Source organism: Streptomyces sp. NPDC101151 (genome assembly GCF_044768335.1).
Lineage (GTDB): Bacteria > Actinomycetota > Actinomycetes > Streptomycetales > Streptomycetaceae > Streptomyces.
The window spans coordinates 570,461-589,204 of sequence record NZ_JBIWPP010000001.1 but is presented as its reverse complement, the minus strand read 5'-3'; the positions used below and the strand labels follow the sequence as shown (position 1 = coordinate 589,204).

At 71.7% G+C, this 18,744-nt stretch carries 16 protein-coding genes; 11 read left to right on the top strand and 5 right to left on the bottom strand.

Features of this window, described 5'->3' with window-relative positions; translation table 11 throughout:
- Positions 1–141: 141 nt before the first annotated feature.
- Positions 142–804, bottom strand: coding sequence for a CGNR zinc finger domain-containing protein (locus ACIRU3_RS02805; protein ID WP_404050331.1), 663 nt, complete (start codon positions 802–804; stop codon positions 142–144).
- Positions 805–930: 126 nt separating this feature from the next.
- On the opposite strand from ACIRU3_RS02805, the gene ACIRU3_RS02800 reads away from it, so the two are divergent.
- From ACIRU3_RS02800 to ACIRU3_RS02790, 3 genes are all read left to right on the top strand, one after another.
- On the top strand, positions 931–1,713 hold the full coding sequence (locus ACIRU3_RS02800; RefSeq protein WP_404050329.1) for an MBL fold metallo-hydrolase: 783 nt from the start codon (positions 931–933) through the stop codon (positions 1,711–1,713).
- Positions 1,714–1,859: 146 nt separating this feature from the next.
- Positions 1,860–2,807, top strand: coding sequence for an ATP-binding cassette domain-containing protein (locus ACIRU3_RS02795; protein ID WP_404050326.1), 948 nt, complete (start codon positions 1,860–1,862; stop codon positions 2,805–2,807).
- Positions 2,804–3,643: an ABC transporter permease gene (locus ACIRU3_RS02790; RefSeq protein WP_404050323.1), complete on the top strand. Its 840-nt coding sequence runs from the start codon at positions 2,804–2,806 to the stop codon at positions 3,641–3,643. Before ACIRU3_RS02795 ends, ACIRU3_RS02790 begins: the two co-directional genes overlap by 4 nt.
- Before the next feature lie 206 nt (positions 3,644–3,849).
- On the opposite strand, the gene ACIRU3_RS02785 is transcribed toward ACIRU3_RS02790, so the two are convergent.
- Complete coding sequence (locus ACIRU3_RS02785) at positions 3,850–4,344, bottom strand: hypothetical protein (protein ID WP_404050321.1); 495 nt, start codon at positions 4,342–4,344, stop codon at positions 3,850–3,852.
- A 383-nt stretch (positions 4,345–4,727) separates the two neighbouring features.
- Here ACIRU3_RS02785 and ACIRU3_RS02780 point away from each other — a divergent pair, with 383 nt between their 5' ends.
- From ACIRU3_RS02780 to ACIRU3_RS02750, 7 genes are all read left to right on the top strand, one after another.
- Entirely contained in the window at positions 4,728–6,074 is a 1,347-nt protein-coding gene (locus tag ACIRU3_RS02780) for a chloride channel protein (RefSeq protein ID WP_404050561.1), read from the top strand.
- Positions 6,075–6,118: 44 nt separating this feature from the next.
- Positions 6,119–7,033, top strand: a complete 915-nt coding sequence (locus ACIRU3_RS02775; protein WP_404050559.1) for a cyclase family protein — start codon at positions 6,119–6,121, stop codon at positions 7,031–7,033.
- A gap of 124 nt (positions 7,034–7,157) precedes the next feature.
- Entirely contained in the window at positions 7,158–8,738 is a 1,581-nt protein-coding gene (locus ACIRU3_RS02770; protein ID WP_404050318.1) for a GMC oxidoreductase, read from the top strand.
- Positions 8,739–8,905: 167 nt separating this feature from the next.
- On the top strand, positions 8,906–9,745 hold the full coding sequence (locus tag ACIRU3_RS02765; RefSeq protein WP_404050315.1) for an SDR family oxidoreductase: 840 nt from the start codon (positions 8,906–8,908) through the stop codon (positions 9,743–9,745).
- 35 nt (positions 9,746–9,780) lie between these two features.
- Positions 9,781–11,223: a cytochrome ubiquinol oxidase subunit I gene (locus tag ACIRU3_RS02760; RefSeq protein WP_404050314.1), complete on the top strand. Its 1,443-nt coding sequence runs from the start codon at positions 9,781–9,783 to the stop codon at positions 11,221–11,223.
- Positions 11,220–12,260, top strand: a complete 1,041-nt coding sequence (locus ACIRU3_RS02755) for a cytochrome d ubiquinol oxidase subunit II (protein WP_404050311.1) — start codon at positions 11,220–11,222, stop codon at positions 12,258–12,260. Before ACIRU3_RS02760 ends, ACIRU3_RS02755 begins: the two co-directional genes overlap by 4 nt.
- A gap of 53 nt (positions 12,261–12,313) precedes the next feature.
- Positions 12,314–14,077 (top strand): cation:proton antiporter, encoded by a 1,764-nt coding sequence (locus ACIRU3_RS02750; RefSeq protein ID WP_404050309.1) that lies wholly within the window; start codon positions 12,314–12,316, stop codon positions 14,075–14,077.
- Positions 14,078–14,089: 12 nt separating this feature from the next.
- On the opposite strand, the gene ACIRU3_RS02745 is transcribed toward ACIRU3_RS02750, so the two are convergent.
- The 3 genes from ACIRU3_RS02745 to ACIRU3_RS02735 form a co-directional block, all read right to left on the bottom strand.
- Positions 14,090–15,928 carry a glycoside hydrolase family 15 protein gene (locus ACIRU3_RS02745; protein WP_404050306.1) on the bottom strand — a complete coding sequence of 613 codons (1,839 nt, stop codon included), beginning with the start codon at positions 15,926–15,928 and terminating at the stop codon, positions 14,090–14,092.
- 75 nt (positions 15,929–16,003) lie between these two features.
- Positions 16,004–16,957 (bottom strand): DUF389 domain-containing protein, encoded by a 954-nt coding sequence (locus tag ACIRU3_RS02740; protein WP_404050303.1) that lies wholly within the window; start codon positions 16,955–16,957, stop codon positions 16,004–16,006.
- A 24-nt stretch (positions 16,958–16,981) separates the two neighbouring features.
- Positions 16,982–17,470, bottom strand: coding sequence for a gluconokinase (locus ACIRU3_RS02735; RefSeq protein ID WP_404050557.1), 489 nt, complete (start codon positions 17,468–17,470; stop codon positions 16,982–16,984).
- Positions 17,471–17,657: 187 nt separating this feature from the next.
- Between ACIRU3_RS02735 and ACIRU3_RS02730 the strand changes: the two genes are divergently transcribed.
- Complete coding sequence (locus ACIRU3_RS02730) at positions 17,658–18,641, top strand: 2-hydroxyacid dehydrogenase (RefSeq protein ID WP_404050301.1); 984 nt, start codon at positions 17,658–17,660, stop codon at positions 18,639–18,641.
- Positions 18,642–18,744 lie beyond the last annotated feature (103 nt).

Sequence of the window (18,744 nt, the reverse complement as noted above, 5' to 3'; positions counted from 1 at the left end):
CTCTACCGCGGACACCACGTAGGCCCCCCATGCGACATGCAGCGACATGTACGGGAACGGCGGTCCCCGCGCTGGGAGAGTCAATGGCCGGTTGCTGTCGCCTCCGGGCGCCGCAGACAGCGCGCGAATGAACGGTCCATGTCATTTAGGTGGGGGAGATGTGTGTGTAGCGGCCACACGTGAGACCCCGCTCGGGTCGTCTCGGTCCGCCTGCGGGCGGGCGGTGCGGCGGGCGTAGGCGCGGGCCGCGCGGGCGCGGTCGCCGCAGCGGGTGGAGCACCAGTGGCGGCGGCCGTGCCGGAGCAGGTAGCGGTTGCAGGGGGTGGAGCCGCAGGCGGTGAGGCGGTCGGCGTCGGGGCCGGTGAGCAGCTCGGCGGCGTCGGCGGCGAGGGCCGCCAGGGCGTGTTCGACGATCTGCGTCGTGGGGTGGGAGGCCGCCCGGTACAGGCCCCGCTCGGGCTGCCAGCGCAGCAGGGCGGCCGCGGGGGCCCGGGTCAGGGCGTCGTTCAGGGCGTTCAGGGCATCGGCCGGGGCGGGCCGGCCGTCCACCCGGGAGGCGAGCAGGGAGCGGATCTGCTCGCGCAGGGACCGCAGCCGGGCCGCGCACGTCTCCTGGAGGTCCGCGCCGGCCGGGGCCAGGCCGTGCTCCACGAGCCACCGGTCGGCCGCCGCGGGCGTGCCGAGCAGGTCGATGGAGTGGCCGCCGGGCACGGTGACCGCACTGTTGGCGAGGTCGAGGGCCGGGTACTGCTCCGCACCCGGCGCGGGGGGTGGTGTCTGCTCGCCTGCCATGCTCCCAGTCATGAATCTCATGGTACGGCTTGCGCCCATCCGTGAGGAAGACTAACGTCACTTCACGGATGGATCATCTGTCATCCGTGAGAACATCCTTGAGACACATTCGTGCGACGACGCTGTGAGGTGCGCATCATGACCGCTGCCGGGCCGACCCCCGACACCACCGACGAGCAGATACCCGTCCGCGTCCTCGGCGGCCCGACCGTCCTCATCGGGTACGGCGGACTCCGCTTCCTCACCGACCCGACCTTCGACGATCCCGGCGACTACCCCTCGCCCGGTGCCCGGACCCTGGTCAAGACCGCCCCGCCCCGGACCGGCCGGGCCGAACTGGGCCCCGTCGACGTCGTCCTGCTCTCCCACGACCAGCACGCCGACAACCTCGACCACTCCGGGCGCGCCCTGCTCGCCGAGGTCCCCCGTACCTTCACCACCGCGAGCGCCGCCGGCCGCCTCGGCGGCACCACCCGGGCCCTCGCGCCCTGGGAATCCGCCGAGCTGTCCCGCCCCGACGGCGGCACCGTCACCGTCACCGCCGTGCCCGCCCTGCACGGGCCCAAGGGCTCCGAGCCGATCGTGGGCGAGGTCACCGGCTTCGTCCTGACCTCCGCCGACCTGCCGAGCGTCTACGTCAGCGGCGACAACGCCTCCCTGGAGCTGGTCCAGGAGATCGCCGACCGGTACGCGCCGGTCGACACCGCCGTCCTCTTCGCCGGCGCCCCCCGCATGCCCCTCCTCGACGACGCCCTCCTCGTCCTCGACGGCGCCGGAACCGCGCAGGCCGCACAGCTTCTGGACGCCCGCCGTGTGGTCCCGGCCCACTGCGACAGCTGGGCCCACTTCACCGAGACGAGGGAGGACGTCGTGAGGGCGTTCACCGCGGCGGGACTGGCGGACCGGCTGCAACTGGACTGAGCCGCCGGCGGCGCCGTCGTACCGCGATACCACCCGTGGGGGCCCCGTTCAGCCCTCGGTATCACGAAATAGGGGCGATTCGGACCATAGCGTTGCATGTGAGGCGTCGACGCGACGCACGCCCTGGTCCGAGAGAAAGAGCGCCCATGATCGAGGCACGGCAGCTGACCAAGAGATACGGGGAGAAGACGGCCGTCGACGGGCTGGACTTCACCGTGGAGCCGGGCACCGTGACCGGCTTCCTGGGGCCCAACGGCGCGGGCAAGTCCACCACCATGCGGATGATCGTCGGGCTCGACGCCCCGACGAGCGGCACCGTCGCCGTCAACGGCCGGCACTACGCCCGCCACCGGGCGCCGCTGCAGGAGGTCGGGGTGCTCCTGGAGGCGAAGTCCGTCCACCCGGGCCGCTCGGCCCACAACCACCTCAGGGCGCTCGCGCTCACCCACGGCATCCCGCGCCGCCGGGTCGACGAGGTCATCGAGCTGGCCGGTCTCGGCAGCGTGGCCGGGAAGCGGGCCGGCGCCTTCTCCCTCGGCATGGGGCAGCGGCTCGGTATCGCGGCGGCGCTGCTCGGCGACCCGCAGACGGTGATGCTGGACGAGCCGGTCAACGGGCTGGACCCCGAGGGTGTGCGCTGGATCCGCGGCCTGCTGACCTCGCTCGCGGCGCAGGGCCGGACGGTGTTCGTCTCCTCCCACCTGATGAGCGAGATGGCGCTGGTGGCGGACCATCTGATCGTCGTGGGCCGGGGGCGGTTGCTGGCCGACACCACCGTGCGCGACCTGCTCCGCGAGGCGGGCCGCGACACGGTGAAGGTGGCGACCCAGGACCCGGCGCGGTTGCGGGACGTGCTGGCCGGGCCGGGCGTCGACATCACCGGCCGTGTCGGCTCCGAGGAACTGCAGGTGACGGGGCTGACCGCCCGCGAGATCGGGCTGAAGGCCGCCGAGCACGGGATCGCGCTGTTCGAACTGACCGCGCGGGCCGTCTCCCTGGAGGAGGCGTTCATGGACCTGACCCGGGACGCCGTGGAGTACCACGGCGCCACGACCGGCACCGAGATCCCCGAGACCGCCGGGAGGACGGCATGAGCACCCTCACCGCCACCGCCGACGCACCCCGCACCGCGCCCACCCGTCCCGTCTACCGGGTGACCGGACGGCGGGTGCTGTCCTCCGAGTGGGCCAAACTCTGGTCACTGCGCTCGACCTGGATCACCCTGGGCCTCGGCCTGCTGTTCCTGGTGGCCTTCGGGCTGATCGCCGCGAGCCGCTACAAGTCCCTGATCGGCTCTCCCCGCATGGACCAGGAGTTCGCCCGGTCCACGGCCGTGAGCCTGTCCCTCTTCGGCACCAACTTCGCCCAGTTGGCCCTGGGCGTCCTCGGCGTGCTGGTCACGGCGGGGGAGTACTCGACCGGCATGATCCGCTCGACCCTGGCGGCCGTACCGCGCCGGCTGCCCGTCCTGTGGTCCAAGGCGGCCGTGTTCGGACTGGTCGCGCTGGTCGTCGGCACCCTCGGCGCGTTCGTCGCCTTCCTGCTCGGCAGCCGGATCGTCACCGGCACCCCCGCCGCGATGGGCCTGAGCCACGCAGGAGCCCTGCGAAGTCTGCTGGGCGCGGGGCTCTACCTCGCCCTGGTCGGCGTGCTCGGCACCGCCCTCGGCGCACTGCTGCGGTCGGTCGCCGGAGGCATCTCGGTCCTGGTCGCCACCCTGATGCTCATCCCCGGACTGATCTCGCTCCTGCCCAGCTCCTGGCAGGACGACATCAGCCCGTACCTGCCGAGCAACGCCGGCCGGGCGATGTTCGCCCTGACGCACGATTCCACCGCCCTCACGCCCCTGGCCGGGCTGCTGGTCCTCCTCGCCTGGACGGTACTCGCGCTGACGGGTGCGGCCTACCGGCTGGTGCGCGGCGACGCCTGAGCCCGGGCACCGGGGCTCGCCCGGCCGGACAGCGGGCCCCACGGGCGAGTCGGGCGCCGGCCACGGCGCCCGCGCCGGCAGTGGGCCGCAGCGCCCCGCCATCGGTGGAGCAGCCGCCCCGTCGGCGGACCAGCCGCCCTGCCGGTGGATCAACTGCCTTTTCCCGCCGGGCAGTCGGGCGTCGTCGCACCTGGCCGCCCGGACGGTCAGTAGCGCAGGGCCGAGCCGACCACCGCATGGACGTCGCCGCTGAGCTTGCGGTGGCTGGCGGCCGTGGCCTCGCCGGTGGCGCCGGCCGCCACGTCCTTGACCGTCACCACGACCACGTCCTGCAGATTGCCGCCCTTGTCGGTGAAGTTGACCTGGACGGCGAAGGACTTGGCGGAGTCGGCGGTGTTCTTGGCGGTCACCCTCACCTCGGCCCGGCCGTCGCTGCCGGGGGTCGGGGCGCCGAGCGTCACGTCGTCCTTGGCCTTCACCCCGTTCTTGACCCCGTCGAGCTTCTGCTTGGCCTCCGCCGACGCCGAGGCCAGCGCCTCCGACGCCTGGGAGGCGAGGGAAGAGGCGGCGGAGGCGGCAGCCGAGGCCGCCTTGCTCGCGCCACCGGACGGGCCCGAGGAGTCCGAGCACCCGGCCGCCGCGACCGCGACGACCACCGCCAGGACCGTACCCGCCGCACCCCGTGTCCAGTGTCCTGCCATTCCGCGCCTCCTGTGACTGCCGTGACTGCCGTGACTGCCGTGACGGACCTTCCCTCCCAGTGAAGGGGCCACCGCCGCTGCCTGCACGCCGGGTGAGGAGGAGCCCGCGCCGGGCGGACACCCGGACCGGCCCGTCCCGGTGCCACCACCGGCGCCGTCACCGGCCGGCCACCGCCGTGCCGCCGTGCCGCCGTGCCGCCGTCCGAGAATGCGTGCCCCTCGGCCGAGTGCTGCAATGGCTGGAGGGGGGCGCCGACGGCTTCGCGGCCCACAGGCGCGACATCCCAGACCGACGCGGGAGGAAGGGTGCCGTGACCCGGTCGGATCCGTCCGCCGCCCCCGCTGTCCCCGCACAGCCGGAAGAGGCCGACCGGCTGCGGGAGATGTTGCGCACTCCCGCGTACCAGAAGGCACTCGTGCACTCGGCGATCATCGGTGTCCCGGTCTCCCTGGCGGCCTTCTGGTTCCTCGCCGGACTGCACGCGCTGGAACACCTGCTGTGGGACCGGCTGCCGGCCGATCTGGGCTGGAGCGTTCCTCCGTGGTGGTGGCCACTGCCGTTGCTGGCGCTCGCCGGTCTCGTCGTCGGTCTCGTCGTCAGGCGGCTGCCGGGGGCGGGCGGACACGTTCCCGCCGCCGGTCTGCACGCCGCGGGAATGGCACCGGCCGCCCTGCCCGGGGTGATCCTCGCGGCCGCGGCCAGCCTGCCGCTCGGCGCCACGCTCGGCCCGGAGGCCCCGCTGATCGCGCTCGGGGGCGGTCTCGCGCTGTGGTTCAGGAAGTTGGCCCGCGACCCGGCGACACCGCAGAACAGGGCTCTTCTCGGCGCGGCCGGTGCCGCCGCGGCCCTGTCCGCGATCTTCGGCAATCCGCTGGTCGGCGGGGTGATCCTGATCGAGGTGGCCGGTGTGGGCGGCCCGCAGCTGTTCGCGGTCATGCTGCCGGCGCTTCTGTCGAGCGGGATCGGGTCGCTGGTGTTCACCGGTTTCGGTCACTGGACCGGCCTGTCGACGGGAAGCCTGTCGCTGAAACCGGGCGTCCCCTTCCCCCGCCTCGACGCGGGAGACGTGCTCTGGTCGATGGTCATGGCCGTCGGTATCGCCGTCGCCATCCACGTGATCCTGTCCACGGGGCGCCTGGCCGCGGTGTTCGTCGTGCGGCGGCCGGTCGCCCACACGGTGCTCTGCGCCCTTGCCGCCGGGGCGTGCGCCGCGGTGTACACGCTGGCCGTCGACCGGTCGCCCGCGGACGTGGCCTCGTCCGGCGAGGCCGTGATGGCACAGATGGTCGCGGATCCCCACTCCTGGGGCGCGGGTGCTCTGGTCGCCGTGCTGCTGTGCAAGGGAGCGGCGTACGCGCTGTGTCTCGGCAGCCTGCGGGGCGGCCCCGTCTTCCCCTCGCTGTTCCTCGGTGCCGCGGTGGGAGTGCTGCTCGCCCCGCTGCCCGGCCTGGGCGTCGTACCCGGTCTGGCGGCGGGCATGGCGGCCGCGGCGGCGGCCGCGCTGCGACTCCCGGTCAGCAGCGTGGTGCTGGTCGTCCTGGTGCTCGGCAGCGCCGCCATGATTCCCGTGGTGATCCTCGCCGCCGTGATCGGCTTCGTGACCATCGAGCTGCTGCCCCCCGGGCGCGCCGTGCCGCCGGTGGGCGTACCGGCCGGTCCGCCGGATGCCCGGCCCGCCGCCACCTGGGACGACAGCCCTGAGCGTCCGACGAAGAGGAGACCGCGATGACCACGCACCGACCCGCACCCGCAAGTCCCGCGGCGGCGCACGCCATGTCCGAAGCGGCCTTCCGCGACCTGTACCGCCGGCTGCGGGACCAGGCTCCGGACGGCGGGGCGCACCCGCGAGGTGCGCTGGACCGGATCACCCCCGAGCGGGTGGTGGCGGCCGCCGCCGGGGTCCGGTACGGACGCACGGTGTCGATGGCCGCCCCGATCGAGACCACACCCGGCCTGGACGACCGCGAGCCCGCGTCGCACCGGATGACCGCACCCGCGCCGGGCGAGACGGACGCCCCCGGGCTGCACTTCGCCCGCGACCGGTTCGCCATGAACGTGCACGGCGACGTCGACAGCCACCTCGACGCGCTGTGCCACGTGATCTTCGACGGCGAACTCCACGGCGGTGTCCCGGCGAGCAGCGTGACGCCCGACGGCGCCGGCGCACTCACGCTGGACCTGGTGCGGGACGGCATCGTCGGCCGCGGTGTCCTCCTGGACATCCCGCGCCTGCGGGGCGTGCCGTGGCTCGATCCCGGCGACGAGGTGACCGCCGCCGACCTCACCGCCGCCGAGGCCGCCCAGGAGGTCACGGTCGGCCCGGGCGATCTGCTGTTCGTACGCGTCGGACACCGGCGCCGGCGCCGGAGCCTCGGCGCCTGGAACGCGGCCGAGGCGCGGGCCGGCCTGCACCCGGAGGCCATGCCCTTCCTGGCCGAGCGGCGCGTGGCCGCTCTGGGCTCGGACGGGAACAACGACACGGCCCCCAGCGCGGTGGCCGAGGTCCCGTTTCCGGTCCACGTACTGGCCGTGCACGCCATGGGCCTGCACCTGATGGACTACCTGGACTTCGAGGAACTGGTGCCGGTGTGCGAACAGCTGGGCCGCTGGCACTTCCTGTGCGTGGTCGCCCCGCTCCGGCTGCCGGCGGCCACCGGCTCTCCGGTGAACCCGATCGCCGTCCTGTGACCGTGCCGGGCGCGGGCAGTTCCAGGTGCCGCTTCGCCGTAGTACGTATACGTTCGAAGAGGGGCCAAGGGCGGTGGCAGGTCCCGGCGACGTCCGGGCCGCAGAGGCAAGGACGGTGGTCGCCGTGGGCGACTCCCCCCACTACGACATCATCATCATCGGCAGCGGCGCCGGCGGCGGCACGCTCGCCCACCGGCTCGCACCGTCGGGCAAACGGGTCCTCATCCTCGAACGCGGCGACTACCTGCCGCGCGAGCGCGACAACTGGGACTCGACGGCCGTGTTCGTCAGGGGCAAGTACCGGGCACCGGAGTTCTGGCTCGACAAACACGGCAACGAGTTCCCGCCCGAGGTCAACTACTACGTCGGCGGCAACACCAAGTTCTACGGCGCGGCCCTGTTCCGGCTGCGGCCCGAGGATTTCGGCGAACTGCGCCACCACGACGGCCTCTCTCCCGCCTGGCCGCTGCGCTACGAGGACCTGGAGCCGTACTACACACAGGCGGAACACCTCTACCTGGTGCACGGCCGGCACGGCGAGGACCCGTGGGAAGGCCCGTGCAGCGGCCAGTACGCGTTCCCGCCGGTCGAACACGAGCCGCGCATCCAGCAGCTGAGCGACGACCTGGAGAAGCAGGGACTGCATCCCTTCCACCTGCCCATCGGGGTCAACCTCACCCAGGACGAGAACGGGCGGGCCACCCACGCCAGCGTCTGCATCCGCTGCAACCGGGTCGACGGTTTCCCGTGCCTCGTGCGGGCCAAGTCCGACGCCCAAGTCATCTGTGTGGAACCGGCACTGGAGCATCCGAACGTCGAGATGATCACCAACGCCCGGGTGACGCGGCTGGAGACCGATCCGACTGGGCGCAGCGTCACGGCGGTCGTCGCCGAGCTGCCGGGCGAGGGGGAGACCCGTTGGTCGGCGGACGTGGTGGCCGTGGCCTGCGGTGCGGTCAACTCCGCCGCCCTGCTGCTCGCTTCGGCGAACGACCGGCACCCGGCCGGGCTGGCGAACAGCTCCGGCGTGGTCGGCCGGTACTACATGCGGCACAACAACCTCGCCCTGATGGCCATTTCGAAGGAGCCCAACGACACCCAGTTCCAGAAGACCCTCGCTCTGCACGACTGGTACCTGGGCGCGGACGACTGGGACTACCCCCTCGGCGGAATACAGATGCTCGGGAAGTCGGACGCCGACCAGATCCACGGCGAGGCCCCCCGCTGGGCCGGAGCGCTGGCACCGGACATGCCCTTCGAGGTCCTGGCCCACCACGCCGTCGACTTCTGGCTGTGCGGAGAGGACCTGCCCCAGCCCGACAACCGGGTCACCCTGGACGGCGACGGCCGTATCCGTCTGGCGCTGGACGAGACCAACAACATCGCCGGCCTCACGCGGCTGCGGCACAAGCTCCAGCACATGCTCGGTCACCTGGGGATGCACGAGCACCATCTGCTGTCCCGAAGCATCTACTTGCACAAGGGCATGCCGATCGGCGCCACGGCGCACCAGGCGGGCACGGTGAGGTTCGGCACCGACCCGGCCTCCTCGGCCCTGGACGTCACCTGCAAGGCCCACGACCTGGACAACCTGTACGTCGTGGACACGAGCTTCTTCCCGAGCATCGGCGCGGTCAATCCGTCCCTGACGGCCATCGCGAACGCCCTGCGCGTGGGTGATCACCTCGTGGAGCGGCTGGGCTGACCGACGGCTGCCGGCCTGCCTCCGACCGGGCGAAGATCCTCAGTCGGACAGCCGTACCCGGGCACACTCGGCGTGCCGGTGTTCTTTCACGGTGATTGTGTGGCGCCTGAACCTCCGGGCCGCGGCCCGGCTGACCCGGGCCACGCAGTGGAGGAGAGAGAGTCATCGTGAGTTCCCCCGACGGCGCACCCCAGGGTGTGATCCCGCCGCATCTGCTGAAGGGCCAGAAGGCGCTGGTCACCGGCGCGAACTCCGGAATCGGCAGGGCGACGGCGGTCGCCCTGGGCCGGGCCGGGGCCGACGTGGTCGTGAACTACGTCAGCGGCCGCGACGAGGCCGACCAGGTGGTCGAGGAGATCGCGTCCTTCGGTGTGCGGGCGGCGGCACACGAGGCCGACGTGTCCGACGAGGACCAGGTCGTCGCCATGATGAACCGGATGGTCCAGGAGTTCGGCACGATCGACATCCTGGTCGCCAACGCCGGACTGCAGCGCGACGCCGCGTTCACCGACATGACGCTCGCCCAGTGGCGGAAGGTCCTGGACGTCAACCTCACCGGGCAGTTTCTCTGCGCCCGTGAGGCGACCAAGGAGTTCCTGCGGCGCGGCGTCGTCCCCGAGGTCTCGCGCGCGGCCGGGAAGATCATCTGCATGAGTTCGGTGCACCAGATCATCCCGTGGGCGGGGCACGTCAACTACGCCTCGTCCAAGGGCGGGGTGGGGATGATGATGGAGACGCTGGCCCAGGAACTCGCCCCGAAGAAGATCCGCGTGAACGCGGTCGCCCCCGGCGCCATCAAGACCCCCATCAACCGCAGCGCCTGGGAGACACCGGAGGCCCGGACGGATCTGCTGCGGCTGATCCCCTACGACCGCATCGGCGACCCCGAGGACATCGCCCATGCCGTCGTCGGCCTCGCCTCCGACCTCATGGACTACGTCGTGGGCACGACTCTCTACGTGGACGGCGGGATGACCCTCTTCCCGGGCTTCGCCACCGGCGGCTGACCCACCCCACTCGCGTCGGCCCCGGAGAGACTCATATGCACATGGTCCTGCTGCTGGCGGACGTGCCGGCGCAAACGCTCCCGGCCAGATCGATGATGGCCTTCACCCTCGCCTCCCACATCATTCTGGTGCCCCTGGGCGTCGCACTGCCGCTGATCACGCTGATCATGCACGGCTACGGACTGCGCCGTGACGACCCGACGGCCCTGCTGCTGGCGCGCCGGTGGTCGGCCGTCATGGCGGTGCAGTTCGCGATCGGGGTCGTCACCGGCACCGTGCTGTCCTTCGAGTTCGGGCTGCTGTGGCCGGGCATGATGGGCCGGTGGGGCGATGTCTTCGGCATCGGGTTCGGGGTCGAGGCCTGGGCCTTCTTCCTGGAGGCCGTCCTCATCGCCATCTATCTCTACGGCTGGCGAAGGCTTCCCTCCCGCACCCACTTCCTGCTCGGACTCCCCCTGCCCTTCGCGGCCCTGCTCGGCGCCTTCGGGATCCTGGCCGCCAACGCGTGGATGAACACCCCCCGGGGCTTCACCCTCGACTCCGCGGGCAATCCCGTCGACGTGAAGATCTGGAAGGCGATCTTCACGCCCATGTTCGGTCCGCAGTACTGGCATTTCGTCGTGGCGATGTTCCTGACGGCGGGCTATGTCGTGGCCGGCGTCTACGCCGTCGGCTGGCTGCGCGGCCGCCGGGACCGCTATCACCGGCTCGGTTTCACGATCCCCTTCACGCTGGCCGCGGTGCTCACACCGGTGCAGTTCGTGCTCGGTGACTCCATCGCCCGGCAGGTCTTCCACAAACAGCCCGTGAAGTTCGCCGCCATGGAGATCGTCTGGAAGACCGATACGCACGTGCCCGAATACCTCTTCGGCAGGCTGCACCCGGACGGGAGCATCTCCGGCGGCATCCGGATCCCGCAGCTCGACTCCATCCTCGCCGGGTTCCACGCGGACACCAAGGTGACCGGGCTGACCTCGGTGCCCGCGAGCGACCGGCCGACGGCCGCTCAGGCCACCATCGCCCACTGGGCCTTCGACATCATGGTCGGGATCGGCTCCGTGCTGGTACTGCTCGCGCTCTGGTACGCGGCGATGTGGGTGCTGCGCCGCCGGATGCCCGCCTCACCCTGGTTCTTCCGGTGCGCGGCGGTGGCCGGCCTGGCCTCCGTCGTCGCCGTCGAGTGCGGCTGGATCGCCACCGAGGTGGGCCGCCAGCCGTGGATCGTCTACCAGAACATGCGGGTCGCCGAAGCGGTGACGGCGACGCGCTCCACCAGCCTGTGGATCATGTTCGGCCTGATCATCGCGGTGTACGTCTTCGTGTTCGGGTCGTTCCTCGTGATGCTGCTGAAGATGCGGACCCGCTGGCGGCTCGCCGACGAGGCAGGGGGACCCCGCAGCCCCGGGGACACCCCGGAGAAGGACACACCGGAGACGTACACACCGTACGGACCGCGCTCCGCGGGGAGCCGGCCGTGATCGCCGGAGTCATCGCCGTAGTTCTGCTGCTCGCGATCGCCGCCTACGCCTGCGCCGGAGGCACCGACTACGGCGCCGGCTTCTGGGACCTGACCGCGGGCGGAGCGGAGCGCGGCAAGCGGCCGCGATCGCTGATCGACCATGCGATGGCTCCCGTGTGGGAGGTCAACAACGTCTGGCTGATCTTCGTACTGGTCATCATGTGGACGGGTTTCCCCGTCCTCTTCCAGCAGCTGTTCACCACGATGTGGCTGCCCCTGGCGCTGGCCGCCGTGGGCATCGTGCTGCGCGGCGCCGGCTTCGCCCTGCGCAAGCCCGCCCAGCGACTGGCCGGACGGCGCCTGTACGGAGCGGTGTTCGCCATCTCGTCGCTCCTGACGCCGTTCTTCCTCGGTGCCGCGGCAGGGGGAGTGGCCTCGGGCCGGGTGACCTCCACGACACAGGCGTCGACGGACGCCTGGGCCAACCCCACCTCGCTGCTGTTCGGTCTGCTCGCGATCGCGACCACGGCGTTGCTCGGCGCGGTGTTCCTCGCCGCGGACGCCCGGCGCTTCGCCGAGCCGGACCTGGACGGCTACTTCCGGCGGCGGGCACTGGGCGCGCTGGCCGTCGTCGCCGCCCTCGCCGTCATCACGTCGGCCGTCACCCATGGGGACGCGCCTCATGTGTGGCACGGGCTCACGCACGGCGTGGGGCTCGTCTTCGTCGTCGTGGCGGCGCTGAGCACGCTCGCCACCGCCTGGCTGCTGATGCGTCCCTCCGGGGCCTGGTCCCGGGTCACAGCGGTCGGCGTGGTCGCGTCGGCGATCATCGCCTGGGGCATGGCGCAGCGCCCCTATCTCGTCCCGACCTCACTGACCGTCGCCGAGGGCGCGGGCGCGCACACCACACTGCGCTGGCTGGGGGTGGTCACGCTCGTCGCCGCCGTGCTCATCGTCCCGGCGGTCGCCCTGCTGTACTGGCTGGACACCCAGGGCGAGCTGGAGAGCCTCACCGACGCCGATCTGCGGCGAGGTGGGGCCGGTGGCGAGAACTGACCTCGTAGTGGGACCGCACCCCCGGACACCCTCCGAAGGGTGATGAGGGCCCGGTGACGGAGAACGACTTCCTGCTGGGCATCGGCCTGACCGTGGCCCTCGCCGTCGGCTGCCAGATCCTCGCGAGCAGACTGCGGATGCCGGCACTGATCCTCCTGCTGCCGGCCGGGTTCGCCGCCGGAGCCCTGACCGACGTCGTCCACCCCGACGAGCTGGTGGGGCCGGCCTTCTCCCCCCTGGTGTCGGTGGCGGTGGCGCTCATCCTCTACGACGCCGGGCTGGCACTGGACCTGCGCCATCTCAAGGGCGCGACACGCAGCGTCGTCGTCCGGCTCATGGTGCTCGGAGTGCTGCTCACGTGGGCGACCGTCCTCAGCCTCGGGCCGGCCCTGTTCGGTGTGCCGGCGGCCGTGGCCAGCATGATCGGTGTGATCCTCGTGGTGTCGGGGCCGACCGTCGTCGGTCCGCTGCTGGAGCACGTCCGGCCCTCCGACAAGGTGCGACGGGTCCTGATGTGGGAGGGATCCCTGATCGATCCCGTCGGGGGCATCCTCGGCGCCGTCGTCCTCCACTCCATCGTCACGGGCGGACTCCAGACCGGCCATTTCCGCTTCGGTTCGTTCTTCACCGGCATCGCCGTCGGACTCCTCGGTGGCGCGGTCGGCGCCGCGCTGCTGTGGTTCACCCTCCGGCGGCTCCGTCTCGGCGAGACGCTCGGCACGCTCGCCCAGCTGGCCACCGTCGTCGTGGTGGCCGCGGGCTGCGACATGGCCTTCGACGACACCGGACTCATCGCCGCGATCGTCACCGGCCTGACCGTCGCGAACCTGCCCGGATTCGACATGCCCGCCCGCAGGCCGTTCTTCGAGACGCTCGTCCAGCTGATCATCGGCCTGCTGTTCATCTCCATCTCGGCCACGGTGACACCGAAGTCCGTCGTTCCGGTGCTGCTGCCCACGCTCGTGCTCGTCGTCGTGCTCGTCATGGTGGTCAGACCCCTGGTGGCCCTGCTGTCCACCTACGGGACGGATCTCGCGCCCCGGGAGCGCGCCTTCATCGGCTGGATGGCACCGCGCGGCATCGTGGCCGCGTCCACCGCCACGACCTTCTCCGCTTCGCTCGTCTCCGCGGGGCTGCGCGGCGCCGGCAAGATCCTTCCCGTCACCTTCCTGGTGATCGTGGGAACGGTCGTGCTCTACGCGCTCACGGCGCGGCCGGTCGCCGGCCGGCTGGGCATCACACGCTCCGCGCGTGCGCGCCCGCTCCTGGTGGGCGGCGAGCCCTGGGTCGTCGATCTCGCCCGATCGCTGCGCGGCGCCGGACTCGACGTGCTGATGTGGGCGGGGGCCGCACAGGAGAGGAAGCGGATCGAGGAGGCGGGCATCGAGCTGGCCGCCGGGGAGCTGATGGCCGTGGCCACCGACCCGCAAGCCCGGCTGGAGGGGGTCACCTCGGTCTTCCTGCTCACGGACGACGACGACTTCAACGCGCTCGCCTCGATCCTCATGGAGGACAGCGTCGAGGGGCCGGTCTACCGTGTCGGCCCGCCGCCCGACAGCCGGGGCGTCGTCGCCCCCTACACCCCGGGCCGCACCCTCTTCGGCCCGGAGCTGGTCCGTCATGCCCTGGCGGCCCGCCACGAGCGGGGCGCCCGCTTCCATCTGCAGCCCGCGTCGGCGCCCCGTCCACCGGGGCACGACGCCCTGTTCCTCCTACGGCGTGACGGCCGCCTGGAACCCGTCGTCGAAGCCGTGCCGGCCCCTGCGGGCGAAGGCGACACGCTCGTGCTCCTCGGGCCCGCGCCACCGGCCGGCTGAACCGGGTCCGGGCTACCGCCGGCCCAGCGCCTCGTTCAGGGTGATGGCCGCGTCGATGAGGGCGAGATGGGTGAACGCCTGCGGGAAGTTGCCCAGCTGGCGGCCCGTCAGGTCGATCTCCTCGGAGAACAGGCCCAGATGGTTGGCGTATCCCAGCATCTTCTCGAACACCAGCCTTGCCCGGTCGATCCGCCCGGCACGCGCCAGGGCGTCGACGTACATGAAGGTGCACAGCGAGAAGGTTCCCTCCGAGCCGCGCAGGCCGTCGGGCGAGGCCTCGGGGTTGTAGCGGTAGACCAGGCTGTCGCTGACCAGTTCCTCCTCCATCGCGTCGAGGGCCGACGTCCACAGCGGATCCTCGGGGGTGATGAAACCGACCGTCGACATGCGCAGCAGCGAGGAGTCGAGCACATCACTGCCGTAGTGCTGGACGAAGGCCCGCCGCCCCTCGCTCCACCCCTTGGTCATGACCTGCTCGTAGATCGCGTCCCGTTCGCTGCTCCAGCGCGCCGCCGCGGCCGGCCGGCCGTTCGACTCGGCGAGCCTGAGGGCGCGGTCGAACGCCACCCAGGACATGACACGGCCGTACGTGAAGTGCTTGCGGCCGCCGCGGGTCTCCCACAGGCCCTCTCCCGCCTGGTCCCAGTGGTCGACCAGCCAGTCGAGGTTCGTCAGCAGCGAGGTCCAGCCGTGGTGCCCCAGCTGGATCCCGTGCCGGTGCGCGAAGTAGATGCTGTCCATCGCCTCGCCGTAGATGTCCAGCTGGAGCTGTGTCGCGGCGCCGTTGCCGATCCGTACCGGGGCGGAACCCGCGTAGCCCTCCCAGTGTTCGAGGATCTCCTCCTCCAGGTCGGAGGAACCGTCGACCCGGTACATGATGTTGAGCGGGCCGGAGTCCCCTTCGCTGCCGGCCCGTTCCTTGACCCGGTCGCCTATCCATACGATGAACGCCCTGGCCTCGTGGGTGAAGCCCAGTCCCAGCAGGGCGTACACGGAGAAGGCGGCGTCGCGGATCCAGGTGAACCGGTAGTCCCAGTTGCGCTCGCCGCCCAGTTGCTCGGGGAGCGCCGCCGTCGGGGCGGCCACCAGGGCGCCGCTCGGGGCATAGGTCATGAGCTTCAGCGTGATCGCCGAGCGCTCCACCGTCTCCCGCCAACGTCCCGAGTACTGCGACTGGGCCAGCCAGGAGCGCCAGAACCTGCGGGTTTCGTCGAAGAGTTGCTGGTATTCGGCGATCCGGATCTGCTTCGGCGGCCCGGCGGCCGCCGACTCCAGGACCAGTCCGCGCTGCTGGCCCGCCCGCAGGGCCAGCGTGAAGTGGAGGTCGTCCCCCCGGTCCGTGAGGACGTCCACCAGCCGCTGGTCCTCCGGTTCGCGGATGGGGTGCACGGTGAGTTCCACACCGTTCTCGGCGGCGAACACCGCTCCCTGCTCGGTGATGTGCAACCGGTGGGCCGTACGGCCGTAGTTGAACCGCGGTGCGATGTCGACGTCGAATGTCATGCTGCCGCGCACACAGCGGAGCATGCGGACGAGCCGGTGGCTGGGGGTGGCCGTCGTCCCCGTCACGGGCATGAAGTCGAGAACCTCCCCGGCGCCCGCCTCGGTCATGAACCGGGTCACCAGGATCGCCGTGTCGGGAAGGTACAACTGCTTGGTCGTGTACGTCGCGGTCGCCGGCCGGACCGTGCAGTGCCCGCCCTTGTCCTTGTCCAGAAGCGCGCCGAACACGCTGGGCGAGTCGAACCGCGGGAAGCAGAGCCAGTCGACGGTCCCCTCCGTGGTCACCAGCGCCGCCGTCTGCAGATCGCCGAGCAGACCGTGGTTCTCGATCAGCGGGTAGTCGTCCATCGGGGCGCCCCTTCCGGTATGCCGTTCACCCGAACGCACCCCCTCCGATCAGCGTAGGCCGGGCACCGTCCGCTTTCACCCGCGCTGCCCCTGTGCGGCACCGCGGCGAGCCGCGCGGTGCCACAGGCGCCGCTGCAGACGCAGCGTGAGGACGCCGACGGCCACGAGTACGACCACGTTGACCAGCAGCTGGAGCAGCGAGCCCCAGGCCTGGTCCCAGTCGGCGAAGGCGAGCGAGACGGCGATGTCCGAGGCGGCGGGAATCGTGGTCACGGAGATGAACACGCCGAGCAGGGCGCTGCCGCGTGCCTCGGTGAGCGAGACGATGCCGACGATGCCGGCGAGGACGGCGACGGCGACGGAGAAGAAGTCGGGCGTGTCGATGAGGTGGGAGACGGGCCGCAGCCCCAGTTCGAACGCCTCGGACTGCAGGTGGAAGGCCCGCGCCAGCGCGGCGAAACCCAGAGTGACAACGGTGGCCAGCGAAAACCCGGCCGTCAGCGCACGCACTCCCTCCCGCACCCTGCGACGGTTACGGCGGTCGAGGCCGAGGGCGACGCTGGTGATCGCGTTGTACTCGGGGCCCACCACCATGGCCGCCACGATGAGGATCTGCGAGTTCGTCATGATGCCGACCGAGCCGATCAGCCCGGCGATGACCAGGAACAGATAGAAGGACGGCGGATAGGTCCCCTCAGCCCGGATGTGGGCCTCGACCGCGGCCCACAGCGGCGCGTGGACGAGCGCGCTCGGCTGGTCGGCCTCCATCTGTTCGGCGTGCTGCGAGAACATCATGTCGACGTCGTCGACGGCGATCGACCCCGTACGGTCGACACCCAGCTCGCGCAGGTCCGCCAGCACGCCGTTCGCGACGCCCCTCAGCACGTCGCACTCCAGCGCGTCACCGCCCGGAGCGTGGGCCGCTCGTACGACCACGAGGTTGAGGACGCGATCGTGCGAGGCGAGCAGGTCGACGACCGGCCGGGTGAGCGCGGGCGGCACGACGACGCGGAAGTGGACCAGATCCATCCCTAACCTCCCGGGAGGCGCCTGCTACCGGTCCGGCTCGCACACGGCGCGCAGCGCGGCCGCCAGGACCTGCTCCGGGCTGCCGGACGCATCGATGGTGACGCCCGGTTCGTCGGCGTGCAGCGGATCCAGGGTGTCGTACTGGGAGTCGAGCAGCTGCGGGGGCATGAAGTGCCCCTTCCGGCGTGCGATCCGCTCCGCGGCCACCGCATGGTCCAGAGCCAGGTACACGAACCACACGTCCGCTCCCGTACGCCGGAACTGGTCGCGGTAGGCGCGCTTGAGCGCGGAACAGGTGGCGACACCCCCCTGTCCGCTCGCCGCGGTGGTTCGGATCCACTCCGCGAGCGCCGCCAGCCAGGGCCGCCGGTCGGCGTCGTCGAGCGGGTGTCCGGATGCCATCTTGGCGCGGTTCGCCGCGGGGTGGAGGTCGTCGCCCTCCATGAACGGCACACCGAGCTGCTGTGCGAGATGCGCTCCGACGGTGGACTTGCCGGACGCCGACACGCCCATCACGATCAGCACCCGCGAACCGTCGACCGGCCTGGCCAACGGGCCTCCCTGAGGTGACGGGGGAACACTGGTACCTGTCCACTATCGCCCGATATCCCGAAACGCGCCGTGTGCGCGAACCGTTCGCTGGGCGGCCGACCGGCTCCGACAGCCCGGGCATTCGGCCGTCAGGCTTGGAGTCCAGCCGATGACTTCCGTCGAGACGCCCGACCGGGCCAGGGTCCTGATGCCGTTCACGCCGGCCGAGCTCGACGGTCTGCCCTCGGGGTGGCCCGCGCTGGTCTGGGACGGCACCGGACGGCCCCCCGCCGGCCCGCGGGTGGAGTCCGTCGAGTTCTTCGTCATCCCCTACACGTTCACCGGCGCGGCGCTGCCCCTGCTGGCGGCGCTGCCCGGCCTGCGGGTGGTGCAGTCGCTGAGCGCCGGCGTGGACGACGTGCTGCCGCATCTGCCCGACGGCGTCACGCTCTGCAACGCCAGACACGTCCACTCCACGAGCGCCGCCGAACATGCGGCGGCGCTGACGCTGGCCTCACTGCGTGGCATCCCCGACTTCGTCCGGGCCCAGGACGCACAGCGCTGGACATCCGGATTCTGGCCCGCGCTGGCCGACCGAACGGTTCTGCTGGTCGGCTACGGGTCCATCGGTGCCGCCGTCGAGGCCCGGCTGGCGCCCTTCGAGTGCAGCATCCTGCGGGTGGCCCGTACCGCGCGGCAGACGTCCCGGGGCCCCGTGCACACCCTGCAGGAGCTGCCGTCCCTGCTGCCACGGGCCGACGTGGTGGTGCTGACCGTGCCCCTCACCGACGCCACCCGCGGGTTGGTCGACGCACGGTTCCTGGCCCGGATGAAGGACGGTGCCCTGCTGGTCAACATCGGCCGGGGACCGGTCGTGGACACCGGCGCACTGGTCGCTGAGGTGCGGTCCGGGCGGCTCTGCGCGGCACTCGATGTGACGGACCCGGAGCCGCTGCCGCCCGGGCACCCGCTGTGGACGGCACCCAACACACTGATCAGCCCTCATATGGCCGCCCACACCTCTGCCTTTCTCCCGCGCGCCCTGGCGCTGGTCCGCGCCCAGCTGGCCCGGTACGCGGCCGGTGAGCCCCTGGCCAACGTGGTGACGCCGCCCCGGGACGACCGTTCGGGCCGAGCGGCGCCGGACGGCTGACCGTGTCCGCGCCGCGGCGGTCGTCCCCGTCGGGCGCATCCGCCCGCTCTGTCGGATAGTGGTGATGGGACCACGTCCCAGCCGGTTCCCCGTCCCGGCACAG